Source organism: Rhodospira trueperi, from assembly GCF_900101965.1.
Lineage (GTDB): Bacteria > Pseudomonadota > Alphaproteobacteria > Rhodospirillales > Rhodospirillaceae > Rhodospira > Rhodospira trueperi.
The window spans coordinates 139,874-161,363 of record NZ_FNAP01000001.1 but is presented as its reverse complement, the minus strand read 5'-3'; the positions used below and the strand labels follow the sequence as shown (position 1 = coordinate 161,363).

Genomic DNA, 21,490 nt, shown 5'->3' with positions numbered 1-21,490 from the left:
TGGCCGGGATCCATTTCTTTTCGCACACGCACCATATATAGTTATCCACACCCCCGTGGACACAAAATCTATTGCCAACGGCACCCCACCCGCATATTCTTGGGGTCGTTCGGAGCCGGAGACACAATATCCTGTGTGACAGAGGGATGTCACCCCGCCCCCGAACCCAGCCGGGAAAAGATGGCGCTGCCTCGCCGCGCGCGGGTCCCGGTCGAGCCGAAACGCCGTTCAACAGCCGGACGCGCCCCGTGGCGCCGGCGACCAGATGGAGAGGGGAACGCGAGCCATGCGCATCGACCGCCATTATACGACCGAGGGCCAGGACCCGTACGCCTCCGTTGCCTTCCGCACGACCGCCAGCGAGATTCGCAATCCCGACGGCTCGACGGTCTTCCGGCAGGAGAATATCGAGGTTCCGGCCGACTGGTCGCAGGTGGCGAGCGACGTGCTGGCCCAGAAGTACTTCCGTAAGGCCGGTGTGCCGGCGGCGCTGCGCCCGGTGCGCGAGGACGACGTCCCGCAGTGGCTGTGGCGCCACGAGGCCGACTCGGACGCCCTGGACGCCCGTCCCAAGTCGGACCGCACGGGCGGCGAGACCAGCGCCAAGCAGGTGTTCGACCGGCTGGCCGGTACCTGGACCTACTGGGGCTGGAAGGGCGGCTATTTCGACTCCGAGGCCGACGCCCGCGCCTACTTCGACGAGATGCGCTTCATGCTGTGCGCCCAGGTCGGCGCGCCAAACAGCCCGCAGTGGTTCAACACCGGCCTGCACTGGGCGTACGGCATCGACGGCCCGTCCCAGGGACACTTCTACCGCGACTACAGGACCGGCGAGATGATCGCCTCCAACAGCGCCTATGAGCACCCGCAGCCGCACGCCTGCTTCATCCAGTCCGTCAGCGACGATCTGGTGAACGAGGGCGGCATCATGGACCTGTGGACGCGCGAGGCCCGCCTGTTCAAGTACGGCTCCGGCACCGGCACCAACTTTTCGTCATTGCGTGGCGAGGGCGAGCCGCTGTCCGGCGGCGGACGTTCCTCCGGCCTGATGAGCTTCCTCAAGATCGGCGACCGCGCCGCCGGCGCCATCAAGTCCGGCGGCACCACCCGGCGCGCCGCCAAGATGGTCATCTGCGACGTCGACCACCCGGACATCGAAACCTTCATCAACTGGAAGGTCCGCGAGGAACAGAAGGTCGCCGCCCTGGTCACCGGCTCCAAGACGCTGGCGCACCACCTGAACGCCGTGCTGGCCGCCTGCCGCGAGTGGGACGGCGCCGCCGATTCGCCCGATCGCCTGGATCCCAAGGTCAACAAGACGCTGAAGAAGGCCGTGATCGCCGCGCGCAAGGCGCTGGTGCCGGAGAATTCCATCCAGCGCGCCATTCAGTACGCTCGCCAGGGATACGCCGCGCTGGATATCGAAACCTTCGACACCGACTGGGATTCGGCCGCCTATCAGACCGTGGCCGGGCAGAACTCCAACAACTCCGTGCGCGTCACCGACGACTTCCTGGAGGCGGTCGAGCGCGACGGCGACTGGAATCTGACCCACCGGCTCTCCGGCAAGACCGCCAAGACCATGAAGGCCCGCGACCTGTGGAACCAGATCTGCGAGGCGGCGTGGTCCTGCGCCGACCCGGGCCTGCAGTTCGACACCACCATCAACGAGTGGCACACCTGCCCCGCCGGTGGGCGCATCAACGCGTCCAATCCGTGCTCGGAGTACATGTTCCTGGACGATACGGCCTGCAATCTGGCGTCGCTGAACCTGATCCGCTTCCGCCGCGACGACGGCACGTTCGACGCCCAGGGCTTCGCCCACGCCGCCCGGCTGTGGACCGTGGCGCTGGAAATCTCCGTCCTGATGGCCCAGTTCCCGTCGCGCGAAATCGCCGAGCGGTCCTACGACTACCGCACCCTCGGCCTGGGCTACGCCAACATCGGCGGCCTGCTGATGGCCAGCGGCCTGTCCTATGACAGCGAGGCCGGCCGCGCCCTGTGCGGCGCCATCACCGCTCTGATGACCGGCACCGCCTACGCCACCTCGGCCGAGATGGCGGAGGAACTGGGCGCCTTCCCCGGCCACGCTGCCAACGCCGGTCACATGCTGCGGGTGATGCGCAACCACCAGCGCGCCGCTCGGGGCGAGTTGAAGGGCTATGAGGATCTGTCCGTCAGCCCGGTTCCGCTGGACCACGCCGACTGCCCGCAGCCCGACCTGATCGACGCCGCCGTCGCCGCCTGGGACCGCGCGGTGGACCTCGGCGCGGCGCACGGCTACCGCAACGCCCAGGTCTCGGTGATCGCGCCCACCGGCACCATCGGCCTGGTGATGGACTGCGACACCACCGGCATCGAACCCGACTTCGCCATCGTCAAACACAAGAAGCTGGCCGGCGGCGGCTATTTCAAGATCATCAACCGCATGGTGCCCCAGGGTCTGCGCGCGCTGGGCTATGACGAGACCGCCATCGACCGCATCACCCGTTACGCCACCGGACACGGCACCCTGGACGGCGCCCCCACCGGCGAGGGCGCCCTGACCCATGCCGCGCTGCGCGCCAAGGGCTTCAGCGACGAGGCCCTGCGCCGCCTGGAAGACGCCTTCTCCAGTGCCTTCGACATCCGGTACGCCTTCAACGTCTGGACGCTGGGCGAGGACGTCTGCACCCGCGTACTCGGCCTGTCGGCGGAGCAGATCAACGACCCCCGGTTCGACATGCTGGCGGCGTTGGGCTTTTCCAAGAGCGCCGTTGAGGCGGCCAACACCTACGTCTGCGGCGCCATGACGGTCGAGGGCGCGCCCGGCCTGAAGCCCGAACACCTGCCGGTGTTCGACTGCGCCAACCCGTGCGGCCGCATCGGCAAGCGCTATCTGTCGATGGACGCTCACATCAAGATGATGGCGGCGGCACAGCCGTTCATTTCGGGCGCCATCTCCAAGACCATCAACATGCCCAACGACGCCACCATCGCCGACTGCGACCGGGCCTACCGGACCTCGTGGAAGCTGGGCCTGAAGGCCAACGCGCTGTACCGCGACGGCTCCAAGCTGTCGCAGCCGCTCAACGCGCAGATCCTGGAGGACGAGGACCTGACCGACGACCTCGCCGACGCGACCGCGACCGAGCGCACGACGGTGGTCGCCGAGCGCGTGGTCGAGCGGGTGGTGCACCGCCTGCAACGCCACCGCCTGCCGGATCGCCGCAAGGGCTATACCCAGAAAGCCGTGATCGGCGGCCACAAGGTGTACTTGCGCACCGGCGAATACGAGGACGGCAGCCTGGGCGAAATCTTCATCGACATGCACAAGGAGGGCGCCGCCTTCCGCTCGCTGATGAACAACTTCGCCATCGCGATTTCCATCGGCCTGCAATACGGCGTGCCGCTGGAGGAATTCGTCGAGGCCTTCACCTTCACCCGGTTCGAGCCCAACGGCATGGTCGAGGGCAACGGCGCCATCAAGATGACCACGTCGATCCTGGACTACATGTTCCGCGAGATCGCCGTGTCCTACCTGGGCCGCAACGACCTCGCCCATGTGGTGCCGGACGATCTGCGCATCGATGCCCTGGGCAGCGGCAATGACCAGGGCGATTTCGCCGAGGAATGGGACGAGGCGGAAGAGGAACCCGCCCTGCCCAGCACGGTGTCGGCCGGCTACGTGCGCTCGAACCTGTACGTGCTGCACGGACGCGGCGCCGCCCAGGAGACCGCGCCGGTGGCCCGCGCGGGTGGCGCCGAAGCGGTGGCCGGCGCCGTGGCCGTGGGCCAGACCATGGCCATGGCCCCGGTCGGCGGCGGAAGCGTCGGCGGCGGCTCGGGCGACTCCACCATGGCCCGCATCCGCGAGGCCCGCATGAAAGGCTACGAGGGCGATTCCTGCGACGAATGCGGCAACTTCACCCTTGTGCGCAACGGCACCTGCATGAAGTGCGACACCTGCGGCGCGACGAGCGGGTGTTCGTGAGGGAAGGGCATCTGGGGCGGGCTTGGCGCGAAGGCGCAGCCCGCCTTACGTCCCGGGTTCGTCTGATAGCCCCATTTAGACAGGGCAAGCCGCACGTGAAGAGACAAGCTTGGCAATCATGTGCTCCGCTCCACGTTGACGAATGAGTTAGGTGTGGAGTCAATTTTATCTTCAATACAGCAATTGGAGGAATCCTATGAAGGACTTAACCACTGCCGTCGCCATGGGATCGTCTATACAAACAGTTGATACAATTGAACACGCCGGCGCGCTTTGGCTTGTTCCATTGTGGGGAGATTTTAACAATGGCGCAACAAAGATACCTCTAAGAATGATCTGTCTTTCGGTGTTGCCGCATCAAAAAACCTCAAACGGTCCTCACGACTTTATTCTAAGTGAATCATTGCCTGAGGATCTGTTTGACTATAACGCCCCTCTTCCAAAGAACAATTATATTGTGGTTGAGCCCGCACGCCTTCAAATATCTGAAAGAAAGACCGTAAACTAGCCGACTCAATACCTTAAGATTAGTGCTTGTCTGCGCTTGTTGCCCTACAACACGTGGCGTGACCCCGTGAGGAATGATTTGGGGCGGCTGCGAAGGCCTAGTCACCCGTCCCAAATCACCGCATGTGGTGCAACAATAAGCCTGCGCTGCGAACCGCTTCCGAAGCTGCCGGAAACTCCTTAACCGCCTCAGGACCGCGCTTTCGGCCGCGTGTACAGGCGTGCCGTCGCATGGCCTGTTTCGCGCAGCGTGTCAGCGAACCGCAGGCGGTCCTCTCGGGAACTCGCCGGGTTCTTGGCTAGAGCGGCCGCAGCTTTCCGCACGCTCTGATCCAGAGTCTGGATCTTGCCGCTCCGCACCAGCGTTCCGAACCGGTCTGCTTTCGCATGGTCAGTCACGCCGAGCCTCCCTCGCTGGATCGTGTTGTCAAGATATGGCGCGTTTCCATGGCGGAGGCAAGCGCGGCTGCCGCTTGGTCCAGGATGAGCGCGTTGCCTTCGTCGAAACGGTCCGGAATGTTCGATGTCGCCACAAGAACGCCCCAGGGTTCAGTACCCTCATCAATGGGACCGATCGGAATCGAGGCGAACGACACATAGTGGCGATCATCGCCATTCCGCTTGAGGTTCTCCGGTGCCGCGACAAACACGGCAATGTCCGGTGCCGTCGCGTTCCCTGTGATGATGGGGCGTCCGGTGCTGAACGCCTGGCCGATGTGACCGACGCCGGGGGGCCAGTCCCGAGGCGCGCGGTCGCCAGCCGGATTCCACTGGTCCTTCAGGCGCGAGACCGGACGCAGGGTGCGGTCGGCCCGGTCAAATCTGTAGACCGATATCGTCCAATGCTCATCGGGCTGGAACCCGAAAAACGCCGCGCCGTTCATGGCAACGGGTTGAACAATGTCGTCAACGATTTCCTGTTCGCTCAGACCGGGCGATCTGGCGACCAGGGCGATCATGTCGAACCAGCCGAGGGCTGCCTGCGTGGTTGTGGAGAGATAAACGACAGCATTTTCGAGCGCTTCGTTTCTTTGCTCTTCGCGTTTCAATTTCTCGCCGGTGTCTACCAGGTCAAAATACAGCTCCGATGCCAGAAATCGACTGGGCATTGAAAGCGCCCCAAAGACGAGCCAGACGCTAACAAGTGCCGCCAGACCGCCCCAGAAATACCATGTCAACGTTTCGAACGACGGAAAGGCCGCGATGCCGACCCAGACCGTCAGCGCACCGGGTGCAACGAAGGTCGCCAAGACATACGAGAACCGTCGCAGCCACGCCAAGGCCCCGACTTCTGTCCTGGCTGCCTGTTCGGTTCTTGTCCGGTGTTTCCCGGAAAGGGATGCCATTCCCTCGTCTCTCTCATCGTGGGTCCGCCTGCCACCAGCCGCCGGTCAGACCCTCCGCCGCATGGCCCACCTTTGCAATACACTCGAAATGGGCGCGGGCACCAGGAAGAGGTTCGCGAATCCTGTTCCGCCGGGCTCATCATCCGGTTGATGGCCTCACGAAATCAGGCCGAGCGGAGGGTCCCCGCCCGGCGCTCGGCCCGATCATCGTCCCTACCGCTCATATGTCGCGGTGATGCTGGCGCTGTCGAGCGCACCCTGAAGGAAGAACCCGACCATGGCCCCCGAAGCACTTTCGTCCAGCGGCAGGGACTCGTCGGGCAGGGCGTAGACGGTGAAGATGTAGTGGTGCGGCCCGTGGCCTTCCGGTGGGCAGGCCCCGCCGAATCCGGTGGAGCCGAAATCGGTGCGGCCCTGGACGGCGCCCTCCGGCACCGGCGCCTCGACGCCGACGCCCGTGGGCAGGGATGTCGTGTCGGCCGGAATGTTGAACAGCGTCCAGTGCCACCACCCGGAGCCGGTCGGGGCATCCGGATCGTAGACGGTGACGACGTAGCTCTGGGTGCCTTCCGGCGCGCCCGACCAGGACAGCGACGGCGACAAGTTGTCGCCCTCGCAGCCGAAGCCGGCATAAACGTGGGCCTCGGACAAAGCGTCCCCGTCAGCGATGTCATCGGAAGTCAGGGTCATCTCCGCCTGGGCCGCCGTTGCTCCGGCGGCGGCCAGACCGATGGCCGCAAGGACGGTCGAAAAAGAACGAACGGCGCGCATGCTGGACTCCTTATTGTTAAAGGTCGATCTGCCACACCCGCCTAAAGACTGGCCGAGCCCTGTCCGTCCGTCCAGTCCCCATGAATCGATAAATTGATGACTTGTTGAAACGCCGCCTCCTCCCGCACCCGTCCCGCAGAGACTCTCTGGTCCCGCGCCTTCCCAAGACCCCGCCACGTGGATTACAAAAGCGCGTCCCATCATCCGGCGGATCTCACGACCATGCCCGAATTGACCTCCCTGTGTGTGTTCTGCGGCGCCAAGGCCGGCACCAATCCAGCCCTCACCGAAGCCGCCCGCGACCTGGGCACGGCCATCGGCCGGTCGGGCCGCACGCTGGTGTTCGGCGGCGGACGCGTCGGCCTGATGGGGGAGCTGGCCCGGGCCACGCGCGAAGCCGGCGGTCACGTCGCCGGTTTCATCCCCGAACACCTGGAACGCGCCGAACGCGCCGACAAGACGCTGCCGGAGCTGCACGTCGTCCCCGACATGCACACCCGGAAGCTGCGGATGTTCGAGCGCGCGGACGCCTTCTGTGTACTGCCGGGCGGGCTGGGCACCCTCGACGAGACCTTCGAGATCCTGACGTGGCGGCAGCTCGGCCTGCACGACAAGCCGATTGCCCTGCTCAATGCCGGCGGGTTCTGGAATCCGCTGCTGGCGCTGGTGGACCGGATCATCGCCGAGGGTTTCGCCCACGTCGAGAACCGGCGCCTGTTCACCGTGGTGGACGATCCGGACGCGGTCATCCCCAGCCTTGCGGCGGAACTGGTCCGGCAAGTCCCCGACGCCGGGCCGCCGCCCGGGCACGACGCCCGGGCACTGGGGTAGCTTGGTCCCGACCCATTGCGTCGCTGAAACGGATCTCACCAGCAACGCCGCTGCGACCCCGCGCATGCGGCGTTTTCCCCGTCATTGCGAGCCCTCGTCATCTGACGAGGGCGAAGCAATCCAGAGCCGAAGACCGTGGTCCTCGCCCTGGATTGCTTCGGCGCTCCATGCCTCGCAATGACGTCGGATGTCACGCAAAGACGGTATGCTGGACAGGGCAATCGGGTGAAAGCACGTCCCACCATCTTTTATTGAGGCAGGGCGGATTCGACCCGCGAAGCGGGGAAATCCGCCGCTTGGCGGCGATGCGGCGGGTTGCGCCTTCGGCGCGAACCCGCCCTACGAAGTTTCGCATGTCGTCAACAGGGCGTTCGCCCGATTGCCCTGGTGTGCCGGACAGCGCAATGGCGGGCCTACTTCGGCTCCATGCGCAGGGCGCCGTCCAGGCGCACCACGCTGCCGTTCATCATCGGATTCTCGATCAGGGACCGGACCATCTGGCCGAATTCCTCCGGCTTGCCCAGGCGGTGCGGATGCAACGTCTTCTTGACGAGCGCTTCGTAGAGATCCGGAGGAAAGCTGTCGAACATCGGCGTCCGGAACAGGCCCGGCGCGATGCACATGACCCGCACGCCGGAGCGCGCCAGCTCACGGGCCGCCGGCAGGGTCAGCGCGGCCACGCCGCCCTTCGACGCCGCGTAGGCCGCCTGTCCGATCTGGCCGTCGGTGGCGGCGATGGAGCCGGTGTTGACGATCACGCCGCGCTCGTGCTCGGCCTCGTCCTGCGGCTCGGGGTCCAGGGCCGCCATGGCGGCGGCGGCCTGACTCATGACGTTGAAAGTGCCGATCAGGTTGATCCCGATGACGCGGGAAAACGTGTCCAGATCGTGCGGCCCCTGCTTGCCGACCACCCGTCCCCCGGCGACGATGCCGGCGCAGTTCACGCAGATGCGGGCTGGCCCGTGCGCGGCCGCCGCCGTGTCCAGCGCCGCCGCCACGGACTCGGCGCTGGTGACGTCGCAGCCCAGACCGAGCCCGCCGAACTCCGAAGCGGTGGCGGCGGCGCCGTCAGCGTTGACATCCAATACGGTGACACGCGCGCCGGCCTCGGCCAGCACGCGCGCGGTGGCCTGCCCCAGGCCGGAGGCGCCGCCGGTGACGATGGCGGCATGACCGGAAATCTGCATGGTATCGGGGGTCCCTGATAGTTCGAAGGATCGCGAAAAGGGCGTCGAGCCCCATCCTCATGTACCGGACGGAGGCGCGCTATTCCAGCGTTCGCTTGCGCAGTACCACCCGCATGGCCTCCACGGCACGCGGTGTGGCCAGAAGAGTCTCCAGAGGGGTGCCCTCGGCCTCCAGACGCTCCCCCAGGGGGGAGAAGGCGAACTCCAGGCTGTCCAGATCGAACCGTGCCTCGCTCCAGCCAATCGCCTCGTGCCCGTCGGTGAAGGCGGTGAAGGCGTGCTCGTTGAACGCCCGCCGGTTGGCGGGATCGGCCCAGGCCCCGTGCGACAGGTCGTAGGGCACCAGGATCTCGATGGTCCCGCCCTCCGTCAGCAGGCGGAGGCAGGTCGTCATGAACCCGATCAGGTCCGGCACCCGGGCCGGCACCCACGGCGCCAGAATGCGGGTGAAGGCCCCCGGCGAAAAGGCCACCGGACCGAACCGGCCGGTGTCGAGCACGCGCCCCGGAAGCGTTGGATCGCACGGATCGGCCACAATGTCCGGCGGCGCGGCGCCGACCGGCGCGGGCGCGCCCGGCAACGCCAGATTGACGGCCTCTTCGACGGGATCGCGGTCGCCGTTCAGGTTTAGCACCGTCGGCACGGATGCGAACGCCCGCCCGGCCGGACCCGAGACCGGCGCGGTCACGGGCGCTTCGACGGGCGATCCGGTGGAGGCCATGGGAGCGGTTCGCGGCAGCCCCTCCATGGCCTGCTTCAACACCGACGCGGCATCGCGCCGCCGCACCGCGTCAAGGCCACGTTGCTGCAATGCCTGACGGCCGTCCACATCGTTGGCCAGCCGCTGGCAGGCGCGGGCCAGTTCGGCGAACGGCGCCAGCCGCACGGCGGCGCGAAGGTCGGCGTCGGCCTCCAGGTCGGGCGTGGCCTCGGCCAGCACCACCTTGCGGTTGGCGAGCAGGTAGACCAGACGGGTCGGCTCCGGTGTCTGCTCCTCCAGCGGCGCCAGTTCCAGCACCATGCTGGCGCGCGCAACCAGGGCGTCGCGCTTCTTGCCATACACCTCGGCAACGGCCCGCATCTCCAGCCCGTGCGCCTCAAGTTCGGCCATCAGGCGCCAACGCTCCCGGGTCATGGGACCGATGAACAGCACGCCGACGTCCTGGGCGCGCACCGCCGGCAAACGGGCCAGAGCCGGAACCCAGCCGGCCGGGACGTGTCGAACCGCGTCGGCGTCCCTGCGAAAGGCACCGACGATGGCATCGCGCGAGGACCGGCTGACATCCCAGACCGGATTGCGAGCCAGCAGGCGGGCGTACTCTGGATAGCGCCCGGACAGTCCGCCCCGCGGCACAGGCAGGGCGTTGTAGACCAACACGTCCGGCGGCAGCGCATCGACGCCCCGGCCGTCCATCAGGTGGCCACCGATGAGGATGGTCAGGGCCTCCGCGTCCATGCCGTCCGACGTCCGCGCGACCGCATGGCCCAGGTCGCGCAACCCCTCGGCGGTGATGAGCGCCAGATCATCCAGCGCGGCGGCCCCGGGGACACCGGACGGTCGCGGGTGCAGGATGCGGACGGGGCGCGGCGTGGTCATGGATCGCCCTGCTCGTCCGCCAACGGCGGGGCATCCCCGCTAAGCCCGGCATCGGGCACCAGGAACACCTGACCGGGATAGATCAGATCGGGGTCGCGAATCTGGTCCTGGTTGGCCTCGTAAATGATGGTGTAGTCGATGCCCTGGCCATAGACCACGCGGGCCACGCGCCACAGACTGTTGCCCGGCTGCACGACCACCATCGTTTCGCCCGGGCCGGCGCTTCTCAGCGTGACGTCGGTGTGGCGGAAAGGCAGTTCGACGCGCTGGGCCACCCCGCCGTCAGCGCCCAGTTCGTCCACCCGCAGGGTGTAGACCCTGTCGTCGAGGGCGGAGGCCTCCGGCGTGGCGGTCCACGCCCCCGTTCCATCGGTTTGCGCACGCGCCACCGGCTCGTTATCCAGATAGAGTTGCACCGTGACATTGGGGCGGGCCGTGCCGGACAGGGAAACCCCGCCGCTGGCGCTGTAATCCACGCGCGACAGGCTCAACTCGCCGACGGCGGACGGCCCTCCCGGCCCCTGCAGGAGCCGAACCGCCTCTCCGCCCTGGCGCGGCGCCTCCAGCGCAATGACGGGGCGATCATCGCCCGCGCCCGGCACCGACAGAACCACCACGGTGTCCGAGACCCGCCGGGACTCGCTCCCCTCAGACGCCGAAACCGAGGCGGTCGCGGTTCCTGACGGCATATCCATATCCACCCGGACATCCGAGCCGAACCGCCCCGCGCCGGCTCCGGCACCCCCCTGCGCCGACAGCGACAGTTCCCGGTCGCCCGGGGCCAACGGTTCGTCGGGCAGGAACACCCACTCCCCCCGCCTGTCGGCGGTCACCTCGCCGATGGCGGTTCCGGCGTCCAGAATGGAGACCCGCGCCCCTGGAGCGGCCCGACCGGCCATGACGGCGCTTCCATCGGGCTCAACCCGCACCACGTCGAACCGAGGCACGTCGGGACCGGGGGGGGGCTCGGCGTCCCGTTCCGGCGCGGCGGAGGCTGGAGCGGACACCGACGCCCCAGAGTCGTCCGCCACCGTGTCGTCCGCCACCGCGTCGAGCGTCTCCCGCGCCGTCTCCATCGCCAGATCCAGGCTCTGTCCGCCGGTCGACGCGACCGGTTCGGGCTCCGACTCAGGGGCGGCCGGGGGCCGCACGACGGCCTGTCGGACGGGTTCCACCGACCATGTCGCAAGATGCCACGCCAGCACCGCAACAGTCAGGACCCCGGCGAGACCGACAAGGCTCCATAGGAGACGCTGGGACATGGTTCTGCCTCCCCTTGGACAAACGCCCGGCAAGACGGCGCGAAAAGACTGCCCGCGTGGCGTTCGCAGACTGTGACGAGCACAGGCCCCGCTGGCAACCGCCGATCACACCATCGCGAAGAGACCGTCCCATCAATCCCGGTGTCAGGCCATCAGCGGGTCTCAATATGGCCGGGCGACAGTCGACCGGATAGCGCTGCTTGGCCTCCTCGCCCCGGCGTGAGGAGGTTGGGAGGGGCGCGAGTTGGTCTTCGCGCCGGGTGTGCGTGCCGCGTCAACCCCACCCCAGCCCCCCTATCCAGCGGAGGGAGTGTGGTTTGCGTCTGGGCCACCTGCCAGACACCCAAGGAACGCCGCGTGACCGGAAAAACCCGAATTGAGAACTGCTGTCATGCCACCGGAACCCTTTCCCCGAACCGGTCACGTCGCTACTCTACGTACGCCCGTTTTCCGCCCCCCCCCGCCACAGAGAAAGGCCCAGGACCCGCCGCCATGACAACGCCGCTGACGACCGCCGCCCATGACCAGACCCAGCCGAAACGCACCGTCAAGGTATGGGACGCCCCGACCCGCCTGTTCCACTGGGCGCTGGTCGCCGCGCTGGGCCTGTGTTGGCTGAGCGGCGAGCAGGGCAATTTCACCGTTCATTTCATCGCCGGTCATGTGGTCGTGGGCCTGTTGCTGTTCCGACTTGTCTGGGGCATTCTGGGCAGCCAGACGGCCCGGTTCGGGGACTTCGTGCGCGGCCCGGGCGCCGTCGTGGCCTATGCCCGGCGGGTGTTCGGCGGCACCCCCGATTACAGTGTCGGTCATAATCCGGCCGGCGCGGTAATGGTCCTGCTTCTGCTGCTCGTCGCCGGCGCCCAGGCGGTGACCGGGCTGTTCGCCAGCGAGATGACCTATGCCTTCATCGAGGGACCGCTGGCTCCACTGGTGGACAGCGACACCTCCGAGACCCTGACCAGTCTGCACAAAAAGACCCTGTTCAACACGCTCTTGACCCTGGCCGCCCTACACGTTCTGGCCGCGTTCGCCTATCTGTTCATCAAGAGGGAGAACCTGATCCGTCCCATGGTCACGGGATGGAAGGCTTTGCCCCATGACAAGGCGGACCCGCCGCCCCGCATGGCCAAGCCCGTGGTGGCCTTGGGCGTGGGTCTGATTTCGGCGGCGGCGGCGTGGAGCCTGTACGCGATGATGTAGCGGCGCCCTTCGGATCACAGCGCCATGACGACAACCGCCCGACACTGCTAGCGTCTTTCCGCCCGCCACCCGCCAACCGCAGACGAGCCCCGCTCATGGCCGATCCCGTGTCGATCTCAGAAGCCGCCGCCCCCGCCGGCACCGAGACCTCCCTCATGGCCCGGCTGCGCGTCGCCACGCGCGAGCCGCACGAGGCCCTCCATGTCGCCCCGGGGCTGAGCACCCTGCTCGCCGAGACGCCGGACCTGTCCCGGTACCGCACCATCCTGGAGCGCTTCGACGCTTTCATGGAGATGGCGGAAACGCAGGTTCTGATCGCGGCCGACCCCTGGTTCGAGGCCCAGGGCTTCCCGCGCCAGTCCCGCCGGCCCCATCTGGCCCGGGATCTGGAGGATCTGAATCGGGCCGGCATCGTCCCGGCCGGCCCGGCATTGGGGGGCGACCTTCCGACCCTGCCCACGGGTGAGGGCGCGGCCATGGGCCTGCTGTATCTGTCCGAGGGCTCCCGCCTGGGCGGGCGCACCATGACCCGTCACCTCGCCGAGGTTCTGCCGCCGGAGCTCCGCTCCGCCACCCGCTTTCTCGGCACGCCCGGCATGGACCTGAGCGAGCAGTGGCGGCGCTTCAGTGTGTTTATGGACGCGCAGGGCCGCGACCCAACCCGCGCCGATAACGCGGTTCAGGCCGCCATGCTCGGGTTCTCCGTTCTGGCCGACTGGTTCCAAGAGACGCCATGACCGATCATGACGCCGACCTGCCGACGGTCGATCTCAGTGAATGTGAGAATGAGGCAATCCACCTGCTGGAGCTGGTGCAGCCTCACGGCTGCGTCCTGATCCTGGGCGGACCCTCCCTGACCGTTCAGCGCGCCAGCCTGAACAGCGGCCTGATCCTGGGAGAGGCCGTCGAGGACCTGCTCAACCGGCCGATCAATACCATCCTGGACGGTTTGGCCGTGGCCGCGCTTGAGGATCTGCTGGAGCGCGCGGGACAACCCGAAACCGTTCCGGTCGCCGGGTTCTATGCCCGCTCGATCAGCGATGTGGCCCCGGTCCCGCGGCTTCGGGCCACGCCGCACAGGATCGGGGATGCGGACGAAGCCCGCCTGATCCTGGAACTCGAGCCGACCACCGAGTCCGATGAGGACGACGCGGAGGAGTCCTTCGGAACCGAGGCCGTCGCCATGGCCAGCCTGTGGGAGAGCGAGAATCTCTATGTCTTCTTGGACCAGACCGTCCAGGCCATCGCCGGCCTGACGGACTACGACCGGGTCATGGCCTACATGTTTCATCCCGACTGGTCGGGCGAGGTGGTCGCAGAGACGTGCACCCCGGAATTGACCCCGTTCCTGGGACTGCGGTATCCGGCCTCCGACATCCCTTCTCAGGCGCGCCGGTTATACCTCAGCAACCGCCTGCGCCTGATCGCGGACGTCGGCGCCATTCCCGTCGCCATGACCCGGGACGTGTCCCGCACAGACGGCGCGCCCCTTGACCTGGGACACGCGATCCTGCGGAGCGTGTCGTCGTATCATATCGAGTACCTGCGCAATATGGGCGTCGGGGCCACACTGGTGGCATCCCTCGTGGTCGACGGCGCGCTGTGGGGGCTGATCGCTTGCCACCACAACGGACCGAAAGCCCTGCCGTGGCATCGCCGCGACGCCGTGGGCCGGGTGACCTCCCGCGCCTCCGACCGCACCGCCGACATCCTGAGCCTGCGGCGCGACCGCCAGAACCGCCGGGCGCACCGCTTCCTGGAGATGTTCGGCTCCCGCGTCGTCGATCACGCCACCGCCCTGGACGCCCTGTTCTTCGGCAGCCCCCGCCTGAGCGACGTGCTGCATTGCGACGGCATCGCCCTGCATGTCGCCGGACAGACCGCCGCCATCGGCAACGCGCCCCCGGCCAACGCGATGTCCGTCTTCCTGGAGCGGGCGTTCCAGCAGGCTCAGGACGGCGTTTTCGCGTCTCACAACCTGCCCAACACGGGTGTGACCGACGGACTCGACATGCCGGCCTGTCACGGGGCGCTGGTGGCGTTTCCAGGCGACACGCCGGACGTAGCGCTGGCCTGCTTCCGCGACGAACTGGTTCACGAAGTCCATTGGGGCGGCGACCCCAACAAGGCGGTCGAGGTGGACAGCGCCTCCAACAGGCTGTCGCCGCGCAAGTCGTTCAATCTGTGGAGGCAGGAGGTTCGCGGACAGTCGCGCCCCTGGGACCCGTGGACGCTGACCCTGATCCAGGGCTGCGCCACCCTGCTGACCGAACACCCCACGACCGATCCTGACGCCGCGCATGGCGTCGAGGCGCAGACAGAGGATCTCACCAGGGGCGTGAACACGCTTCTGTCGCGCTTCGAGGCCCGCGCCGAAAGCCTGCTTGAGGGGCTGGATCTGGTGGACAGCGGCACCCTGCTAACGTCGCCCAGGGCCCTGGGGGGGGACCACGACATTGCCGTGGCCGGCAATCAGGTCTTCCGCACGCAGTTCGATCTGGACGCCGGCGACATTGAGGGACGGCCGGTTCGGGACGTCCTGCGCGCCCTCGGCCTGCCCGGCACCATCACGGCCCTGCCCCTGGGAGCCTCGAAGGAGGTCGAGTGGTGGTCAGGCGAAGCCGGACACCGGACGCTCAAGGTGCTAAGGCGCGGCCTGTTCTCGGTCTCGCGGCCGGATGAAACCCGCGCATGGGTCATCTATACCTTCGAGGACGTCACCAGCATCTACCGCACGCAACGGGCCCTGGGCGTTGCCCGCCAGCAGGCCCTGGCGCGGGCGCGCAGCCGGAACGAGTTCCTGGCCCAGCTCTCCCGCGAACTGCGGGACCCGCTGCAGGCAATCCAGGGATTCGCCGATACTCTCGACCAAAGCCCGGGTTCGGCGAAGACCGACCGCTACAGGGATTACGCGGGCAAGATCCGGGGGCTGAGCGGCAATCTGCTCGACCTGCTGAATGAGGTTCTCGACGTGACCCGCCTCGAACAGGGTGTCAATCCCTCGGCCAGCACGGTGTTCGATCTGACCCTGCTGATCGGCGAGATCTGTCGCATGCTGCGCGACACCCATCACCACGCCGGCGTCACCTGGGACTGGCACCTTCCGAACGAGCGGATCCTGGTCCAGGGCGATCACGACGCCCTGCGTCAGGCCTTCACCACCTTGATCGCCGCCGCCCTGCGCGCCACGCCGGAGGGTGGCACGATCATGATCCGCCTCATCATGGAACGCGGCGGCGAGCCCCGGATTTCGATCAGCGACTGCGGCCTCGGCCTGGACGAGGACGACATGATGAGCCTGACGCGACCGGTGGGCACGCCGACGTCGCAATACGTCGGAACCCTGGAGCCCCGCCGTGGCCTGGGTCTGGCGCTGGCGCGGACGCTGATCGATCTTCATGGCGGCACCATCGCCGTCACCAGCAATCCCGGATCGGGCACCACCGTGCAGGCGACGCTGCCCCGACACCGCATCGTAGCCCGCGACAATCCGTACACGGGGGACTAGGAAAAACTGGGACCTGTTGCTTCTGGGCGGCTGGCCGAAGGACAGCCGCCGGGATGTCGATGGGCGGCTGTCCTTCGGCCAGCCGCCCGACGGGTGCGAACCATTTCACCGAAAGCCGTATCACACCCGCGATTCAACGTCCAAGCGACGGACGGCCTACCTTTGCGACTGGCCGTCCGCCCCTGGAAGCGGGCGTGGTGCCCTATTGCCGGCCCATCATCGACCCGCGCGGGCCGAACATCATGGCCGCCGCGACTTCCTGTTTCTCAACCGCGCCGTTGCCGTCGAGGTCGAGGACCTCGAACCGGGTGGCGCCGGCAGCCTTGAATTCGTCCGCCGTCACGACGCCGTCCGCGTTGGCGTCCCAGACATCGAAGCGCTGGCCCAAACGGTTGGCACGACGCTCGGCGCGCTGGTCCGAATTCCACCGGCGGCCCCGGTCATCATCCGTGACGAAGACAGGCTGACGGCCGTCGATGAAATCCTGACGGCTGACCTCGCCGTCACCGTCGGTGTCCATGGCGGCGAAGCCCAGGTCGTGGAAGCGGTCGAACTCGGCGCGCGTGACGGTGCCGTCGTCGTCGGCGTCCATCACGGTCAGCATGCCACCCGACCCACCGACGCGCCCGCCGGGGCCACCGGGGCCACCGGGGCCGGCCATCATGCCGCCACGGCCGCACGGGCCGCCGCCCATGCCCTGGTAAAACCCCGGACCGTCGCCCCAACCCCGGGCCTCGGCACCGGAGGAAACGGCGGCCATGCCCAGACCGGCCACGACGGCGACGGCGGCGGTGGTCATCAGAATGCGTTTCGTTGCGGTCTTCATCATCATCTCCCGTGATCTCCGGACACCCATGATGGGGCGTGCCGTGTGTCTTGAATGGCGACGGGGGAAGCGGTGCTCCCGTCCGCCGATGAGGTCATTCAACACCCGGCCCGTGACCCGGGTTTGTCAGACCCTCGGGAAAGCGATGACAAAGTGTGACAGGATGTTCGAAACCTTAAAGCTGCGGGGCTCACCCGCCGCTGAAGCTGTCCACCAGCGCGGCGATGTGGCGCGCGTCAGGCTGGCCGAGAATGCGGTGGGCGTGCTCCCGCGCCGAATCCTGGGTGATTCGGCGCACCCGCTGCTTGACCGCCGGAATGGCGTAGGCGGCCATGGACAACTCCCGCACGCCTAGGCCGAACAGCAACGCCGTCAGGCGCGGATCGCCGGCCATCTCGCCGCACAGCGACACCGGAATCCCGGCCGCCTGCGCCGCGCCGGTGGCGAAGTGAATCAACCGCAGCACGGCCGGATGCAACGGATCGTACAGATGGGCGACCGCCTCGTCCGTGCGGTCGATGGCCAGCGCATACTGGGTCAGGTCGTTGGTGCCGATGGCGAAGAAATCCACCTCGCGGGCCAACGCATCGGCCGACAGGGCGGCGGCCGGCACCTCGATCATCACGCCCAGGGGCGGCAATGGATCCGGCAGTGCCTGCCCCTCGGCCCGGAAGCTCGCCACCACCTCGTTCAGGATGCCCCGGGCGGCGCGCACCTCGTCCACGGTGCAGACCATGGGCAGCAAGATCCGCGCCGGACCGTGACAGGCGGCGCGGAGAATCGCGGCATACTGCGTGCGCAGCAGCTCGGTCCGGGTCAGGGACAGCCGCACCGCCCGCAGCCCCAGGGCGGGATTGGCGCCGGCCTTGATGTCCAGCGCATCGCCCAGTTTCTCCCCGCCCAGGTCCAGGGTGCGGATGGTCACCGGGCGCCCTTTCATATGTTCGATGAGGGTCCGGAAAGCCTCCGCCTGCTCCTCGACTCCGGGCAGCGAGTCGCGGTTCATGTAGAGGAACTCGGAACGCACCAGTCCGATCCCCTCCGCGCCGGATTGCGACACGGCCTCCACCTCGGACGGCAGTTCCACGTTGGCGTGCAGATGCACGGGCACCCCGTCGCGCGTCACCGACGGCACATCGCGCAGGCGCAGCAGGCTGCGCCGCGTGCGCAGGAAACTGGCCCGCCGGTTACGGTACCACGACAGGGTCTCCGGATCGGGATTGAGGATGACGGCACCGCTGGCACCATCGACCACCACCGTCGCCCCGGCACCGGCATGACGCATCAGTCCGGGCACCGCCACCACCGCCGGCAGCCCCAGCGAGCGGGCCATGATGGCGGTGTGGCTCTGGCGCGCGCCCAGCGTCGTCGCCAGTCCGCCCACCAGACGAGGATTAAGCAGCGCGGTATCGGCCGGACTCAGCTCCTCGGCCACGATGATGCTGCCGCGCGGCACGGTGGTCAGCCCGGGCTGACGCGGGCGCCGCGTGAGATTGCGGATCAGGCGCCGGCCGACCTCACGGATGTCGTCGATGCGGGCAGCCAGATAGTCGTCGTCCATGGCCGAGAAGGCACCGATCAACTCGGTCATCTCGACCCGTACCGCCGCCTCGGCGTTGACCCGGTATTCGCCGATGCGTCGATCCGCGCCCCGCAGCAACCGCGAGCCGCGCAGCATCTGCTCGTAGGCCTCCAGGATGCAGGCCAGTTCCTCGCCCGGCCCGTCCGACAGGGCGCGGACCTTGCTGCCCAGCGCCCGCAGTTCGGCGATGGCCCGATCCGCCGCCTCGGCGAGGCGCAGGCGTTCCCGTTCCACCAGACCGCCGGCGATGCGGTATTCGGGAATCGGCGACAGGCCGGTGTCATGCAGATAGATGGTGCCGATCCCGATGCCAGGGCCGACCGCCACGCCGTCCAGACGGACCATGGGCGGCACCCCACCCGCGACCGAGCCGGCGGCCTCCTCCAGCCCGTCGCCCCCCGACACGCCCGGGCGGCTCCACACGGTCGGCAACGGTCTGTCGGTCCTACTCTTCATGGAACCCACCCGCAACCAGTTCCCGCAGCGCGGTCAGCGCCTCGGACGCTTCGCGCCCCTCGCACACCACATGAATGGTCGATCCCGTGCCGGCGGCCAGCATCATCAGGCCCATGATCGAGTGGCCCGACACCTCCTGCCCCCGGCTGAACACCTTCACCGATGCGTCAAACCGCTCGGCGGTCTTGACGAACCGGGCGGCGGCACGGGCGTGCAGACCCCGCTGGTTGACGATGGTGCAATCGGCGCGCTGCGCCACCGATCCCGAACCCGGATCACCGCCCGAGTCGGCGACCTGAAGAACACGGCGGCGAAACCCTGGCCCGGCGGCCGGAGTGGCGATGACCACCGGTCCTACTCCTGAGTCAGCAGCCGCGAGGCCACATTGATGTACTTGCGCCCGGCAAGCTGGGCGCTGGTCACGGCATCGCCCAGGGGCTCCGTCGCGCGCACCGATGCCAGCTTGATAAGCATCGGCAGGTTGACGCCGGCGATGACCTCGATGCTGGCCCGATCCATGATCGAGATCGCCAGATTCGACGGCGTGCCGCCGAACATATCCGTCAGAACGATGACCCCCTGTCCCTGTTCGACCCGCGAGACCGCCTCGACGATATCAGCGCGCCGCTGCTCCATGTCGTCATCTGGGCCGATGCAGATGGTGGCCACGTTCGACTGACTGCCCACCACATGTTCCAGCGCGGCCAGCATCTCTTCGGCCAGACGGCCGTGAGTCACGAGCACCAGTCCGATCATCGGTTCTCTGTCCCGTTCATGAAGCTCGGGCACCTACGCACCATGGCCTGTCTGTCCTTCCTGTTGCGCGCCCCGGTCCAGATCGCGGTGACGCACCGTCACCCGCCCGTCACGGGCGCGCAACCAGTCGCCAAGACGTTCCGCGACCAACACCGACCGATGCCGCCCCCCCGTGCACCCAATGGCCACGGTCAGGTAACTTTTCCCCTCGCCCTGCTGTCGGGCCAGCACGACCTCCAACAGTTCCGTCAGGGCCGACCAGAACCGGGCGAAATCCGGATCCGCCTCGACGTAGGCGGCCACGTCCGCATCGCGGCCGGACAACGGCCGCAGGTTCGACACATAGTGGGGATTACGCAGGAAACGGACGTCGAACACAAGATCCGCTTCGCGCGGCAAGCCATGGCGGAAACCGAAGGACACCACGGCGATCAGCGTCGACTCCGTCCCCGCCGCCAGACCGAGTTGATCCTCCAGACGCCGCTTCAACTCGCCAAGCGTCCAGTGCGCCGTGTCCACCAGCACGTCAGCCCGGGCCCGCAACGGCCCCATGCTGGCCCGCTCCAGGGCCAGCCCGTCCAGGAGGGGCCGGTCCAGGGCCAGCGGATGACGGCGCCGAGTCTCCGTGAACCGCCGACGCAGTACGTCATCGGCGCAGTCCAGGAACAGAAGGGTGACATCCAGGGTCGAACGCGCCCGCAGTCGCTCCACGGTGTCCAACAACCTGTCGATGGTGAAGTCGCGCGTCCGCACATCGGTCACCACCGCCAACGGCCGGTCGAGCGCGCCACCGGCAATCAGTCCATCGAGGAGCGACAGAGGCAGGTTATCCACGGCCTCGTAGCCCAGGTCCTCCAGCGCCGCCAGCGCAGAGGACTTCCCGGCCCCGGACATGCCCGTCAGCACGACCAAACGCTGGCGCCCCGGAGAGGCGCCGGCTTCCCCCCCCTCCGAGCCGAGGTGGCCGGACTCCGCGGTGGCGTCCCCCGGCGTCATGACGGCTCCCCTTCCGTGAGCGGGACAAGCCCGTGCGCGGCCACGGAGACCACCAAGCGAACCTTGGCCGGCGCCGAGGCCTCGAACGGCCACAGGGTGAAGCCCCGCACCGGAATGGCGCCGTCCGCCTCGTCGTCTCCGGGCGCCACGGCCATCGGATCACGCATCACCACACCCGGCGCGCGCGGCACGTCATCCGGCCGCGCCGCCAAGTCGATGACCGCCACAAGCGGCGCGTAGGTCACCCAGCGCCCCGCCCCCAGCGAAATCACGCCAACGCCGCGCACCTCCAGAAGCCCGCCAAGCGGCTCCGGCACCGAGGCCAGCACGATGCCCGCCTCGTGATCGCGGGTCAGAACTACCTGATCGTCGGCCACCAGCCGGGCGTCCGCCATATCCAGCAGGCGCAACGCCAGATCGGACTTGCCCGACCCCGGCGCGCCGCGAAGCAATACGGCACCTTCCGGCAGGGCGATACAGGTTCCATGCACGGTCGCGGTTTCACTCACGGTGCCCTGCTCCCTTCACTTCCTCCTCACCCGGGCCATACCGAGACCCGGGCCGTGGCCGCTCTCCCGGATGGCGCGCGGAGAGAGCATCGGGCGACAGTATGTCCGTTTGCACGCGCCGTTGAAAGAGACCGAGGCATGGCTTGTTCCGGGCCGGCTTGAATGCCGCCGCCGGCCATG

General features: G+C 67.7%; 18 protein-coding genes. 6 read left to right on the top strand and 12 right to left on the bottom strand.

Annotated features, from left to right (window positions below):
- Positions 1-286: 286 nt before the first annotated feature.
- Complete coding sequence (locus BLS85_RS00755) at positions 287-3,973, top strand: vitamin B12-dependent ribonucleotide reductase (RefSeq protein ID WP_092780645.1); 3,687 nt, start codon at positions 287-289, stop codon at positions 3,971-3,973.
- Positions 3,974-4,169: 196 nt separating this feature from the next.
- Complete coding sequence (locus tag BLS85_RS18545) at positions 4,170-4,481, top strand: hypothetical protein (RefSeq protein ID WP_143027040.1); 312 nt, start codon at positions 4,170-4,172, stop codon at positions 4,479-4,481.
- Between the two features lie 188 nt (positions 4,482-4,669).
- Here the strand turns inward: BLS85_RS18545 and BLS85_RS18540 are convergent, their stop codons facing one another.
- The 3 genes from BLS85_RS18540 to BLS85_RS00745 form a co-directional block, all read right to left on the bottom strand.
- Positions 4,670-4,879 (bottom strand): hypothetical protein, encoded by a 210-nt coding sequence (locus BLS85_RS18540; protein WP_143027039.1) that lies wholly within the window; start codon positions 4,877-4,879, stop codon positions 4,670-4,672.
- Complete coding sequence (locus BLS85_RS00750) at positions 4,876-5,826, bottom strand: GAF domain-containing protein (RefSeq protein ID WP_092780644.1); 951 nt, start codon at positions 5,824-5,826, stop codon at positions 4,876-4,878. The genes BLS85_RS18540 and BLS85_RS00750 overlap by 4 nt, the downstream gene beginning before the upstream one ends.
- A gap of 213 nt (positions 5,827-6,039) precedes the next feature.
- Positions 6,040-6,597, bottom strand: a complete 558-nt coding sequence (locus BLS85_RS00745; RefSeq protein ID WP_092780641.1) for a YbhB/YbcL family Raf kinase inhibitor-like protein — start codon at positions 6,595-6,597, stop codon at positions 6,040-6,042.
- A gap of 222 nt (positions 6,598-6,819) precedes the next feature.
- Here BLS85_RS00745 and BLS85_RS00740 point away from each other — a divergent pair, with 222 nt between their 5' ends.
- Entirely contained in the window at positions 6,820-7,428 is a 609-nt protein-coding gene (locus BLS85_RS00740; RefSeq protein ID WP_092782046.1) for an LOG family protein, read from the top strand.
- A 413-nt stretch (positions 7,429-7,841) separates the two neighbouring features.
- On the opposite strand, the gene BLS85_RS00735 is transcribed toward BLS85_RS00740, so the two are convergent.
- The 3 genes from BLS85_RS00735 to BLS85_RS00725 all read right to left on the bottom strand — a co-directional run bounded on the left by BLS85_RS00735 (position 7,842) and on the right by BLS85_RS00725 (position 11,474).
- Positions 7,842-8,615, bottom strand: a complete 774-nt coding sequence (locus BLS85_RS00735; RefSeq protein ID WP_092780638.1) for an SDR family NAD(P)-dependent oxidoreductase — start codon at positions 8,613-8,615, stop codon at positions 7,842-7,844.
- A gap of 79 nt (positions 8,616-8,694) precedes the next feature.
- On the bottom strand, positions 8,695-10,212 hold the full coding sequence (locus BLS85_RS00730; RefSeq protein WP_092780635.1) for a hypothetical protein: 1,518 nt from the start codon (positions 10,210-10,212) through the stop codon (positions 8,695-8,697).
- Positions 10,209-11,474, bottom strand: a complete 1,266-nt coding sequence (locus tag BLS85_RS00725; RefSeq protein WP_092780632.1) for a LysM peptidoglycan-binding domain-containing protein — start codon at positions 11,472-11,474, stop codon at positions 10,209-10,211. The genes BLS85_RS00730 and BLS85_RS00725 overlap by 4 nt, the downstream gene beginning before the upstream one ends.
- 492 nt (positions 11,475-11,966) lie before the next feature.
- Here BLS85_RS00725 and BLS85_RS00720 point away from each other — a divergent pair, with 492 nt between their 5' ends.
- The 3 genes from BLS85_RS00720 to BLS85_RS00710 all read left to right on the top strand — a co-directional run bounded on the left by BLS85_RS00720 (position 11,967) and on the right by BLS85_RS00710 (position 16,185).
- Positions 11,967-12,677, top strand: a complete 711-nt coding sequence (locus BLS85_RS00720; RefSeq protein ID WP_092780629.1) for a cytochrome b/b6 domain-containing protein — start codon at positions 11,967-11,969, stop codon at positions 12,675-12,677.
- A 95-nt stretch (positions 12,678-12,772) separates the two neighbouring features.
- A complete protein-coding gene (locus BLS85_RS00715) occupies positions 12,773-13,414 on the top strand; it encodes a biliverdin-producing heme oxygenase (RefSeq protein ID WP_092780627.1) in 642 nt (213 codons plus the stop codon).
- On the top strand, positions 13,411-16,185 hold the full coding sequence (locus tag BLS85_RS00710; protein WP_092780624.1) for an ATP-binding protein: 2,775 nt from the start codon (positions 13,411-13,413) through the stop codon (positions 16,183-16,185). Before BLS85_RS00715 ends, BLS85_RS00710 begins: the two co-directional genes overlap by 4 nt.
- A gap of 202 nt (positions 16,186-16,387) precedes the next feature.
- On the opposite strand, the gene BLS85_RS00705 is transcribed toward BLS85_RS00710, so the two are convergent.
- The 6 genes from BLS85_RS00705 to BLS85_RS00680 all read right to left on the bottom strand — a co-directional run bounded on the left by BLS85_RS00705 (position 16,388) and on the right by BLS85_RS00680 (position 21,310).
- Positions 16,388-17,017, bottom strand: coding sequence for an EF-hand domain-containing protein (locus tag BLS85_RS00705; RefSeq protein WP_092780621.1), 630 nt, complete (start codon positions 17,015-17,017; stop codon positions 16,388-16,390).
- A gap of 184 nt (positions 17,018-17,201) precedes the next feature.
- Positions 17,202-19,049, bottom strand: coding sequence for a phosphoenolpyruvate--protein phosphotransferase (gene ptsP / locus BLS85_RS00700; RefSeq protein ID WP_245699027.1), 1,848 nt, complete (start codon positions 19,047-19,049; stop codon positions 17,202-17,204).
- Positions 19,039-19,398 carry an HPr family phosphocarrier protein gene (locus BLS85_RS00695; RefSeq protein WP_425438454.1) on the bottom strand — a complete coding sequence of 120 codons (360 nt, stop codon included), beginning with the start codon at positions 19,396-19,398 and terminating at the stop codon, positions 19,039-19,041. The genes ptsP and BLS85_RS00695 overlap by 11 nt, the downstream gene beginning before the upstream one ends.
- A 5-nt stretch (positions 19,399-19,403) precedes the next feature.
- Entirely contained in the window at positions 19,404-19,805 is a 402-nt protein-coding gene (locus BLS85_RS00690) for a PTS sugar transporter subunit IIA (RefSeq protein WP_092780618.1), read from the bottom strand.
- A gap of 33 nt (positions 19,806-19,838) precedes the next feature.
- Complete coding sequence (gene rapZ, locus BLS85_RS00685; RefSeq protein WP_092780616.1) at positions 19,839-20,801, bottom strand: RNase adapter RapZ; 963 nt, start codon at positions 20,799-20,801, stop codon at positions 19,839-19,841.
- Positions 20,798-21,310 (bottom strand): HPr kinase/phosphorylase, encoded by a 513-nt coding sequence (locus BLS85_RS00680; protein WP_092780613.1) that lies wholly within the window; start codon positions 21,308-21,310, stop codon positions 20,798-20,800. Before BLS85_RS00680 ends, rapZ begins: the two co-directional genes overlap by 4 nt.
- Positions 21,311-21,490 lie beyond the last annotated feature (180 nt).

What these genes read in the sequence shown, in the direction of transcription:
- BLS85_RS00745 (WP_092780641.1), bottom strand. Translation starts at nt 6,597, where the DNA reads ATGCGCGCCGTTCGTTCTTTTTCGACCGTCCTTGCGGCCATCGGTCTG.
- BLS85_RS00755 (WP_092780645.1), top strand. Translation starts at nt 287, where the DNA reads ATGCGCATCGACCGCCATTATACGACCGAGGGCCAGGACCCGTACGCC.
- rapZ (WP_092780616.1), bottom strand. Translation starts at nt 20,801, where the DNA reads ATGACGCCGGGGGACGCCACCGCGGAGTCCGGCCACCTCGGCTCGGAG.
- BLS85_RS00720 (WP_092780629.1), top strand. Translation starts at nt 11,967, where the DNA reads ATGACAACGCCGCTGACGACCGCCGCCCATGACCAGACCCAGCCGAAA.
- BLS85_RS00705 (WP_092780621.1), bottom strand. Translation starts at nt 17,017, where the DNA reads ATGATGATGAAGACCGCAACGAAACGCATTCTGATGACCACCGCCGCC.
- ptsP (WP_245699027.1), bottom strand. Translation starts at nt 19,049, where the DNA reads ATGAAGAGTAGGACCGACAGACCGTTGCCGACCGTGTGGAGCCGCCCG.
- BLS85_RS00710 (WP_092780624.1), top strand. Translation starts at nt 13,411, where the DNA reads ATGACCGATCATGACGCCGACCTGCCGACGGTCGATCTCAGTGAATGT.
- BLS85_RS00715 (WP_092780627.1), top strand. Translation starts at nt 12,773, where the DNA reads ATGGCCGATCCCGTGTCGATCTCAGAAGCCGCCGCCCCCGCCGGCACC.
- BLS85_RS00690 (WP_092780618.1), bottom strand. Translation starts at nt 19,805, where the DNA reads ATGATCGGACTGGTGCTCGTGACTCACGGCCGTCTGGCCGAAGAGATG.
- BLS85_RS00730 (WP_092780635.1), bottom strand. Translation starts at nt 10,212, where the DNA reads ATGACCACGCCGCGCCCCGTCCGCATCCTGCACCCGCGACCGTCCGGT.
- BLS85_RS00740 (WP_092782046.1), top strand. Translation starts at nt 6,820, where the DNA reads ATGCCCGAATTGACCTCCCTGTGTGTGTTCTGCGGCGCCAAGGCCGGC.
- BLS85_RS00725 (WP_092780632.1), bottom strand. Translation starts at nt 11,474, where the DNA reads ATGTCCCAGCGTCTCCTATGGAGCCTTGTCGGTCTCGCCGGGGTCCTG.
- BLS85_RS18545 (WP_143027040.1), top strand. Translation starts at nt 4,170, where the DNA reads ATGAAGGACTTAACCACTGCCGTCGCCATGGGATCGTCTATACAAACA.
- BLS85_RS00735 (WP_092780638.1), bottom strand. Translation starts at nt 8,615, where the DNA reads ATGCAGATTTCCGGTCATGCCGCCATCGTCACCGGCGGCGCCTCCGGC.
- BLS85_RS00750 (WP_092780644.1), bottom strand. Translation starts at nt 5,826, where the DNA reads ATGGCATCCCTTTCCGGGAAACACCGGACAAGAACCGAACAGGCAGCC.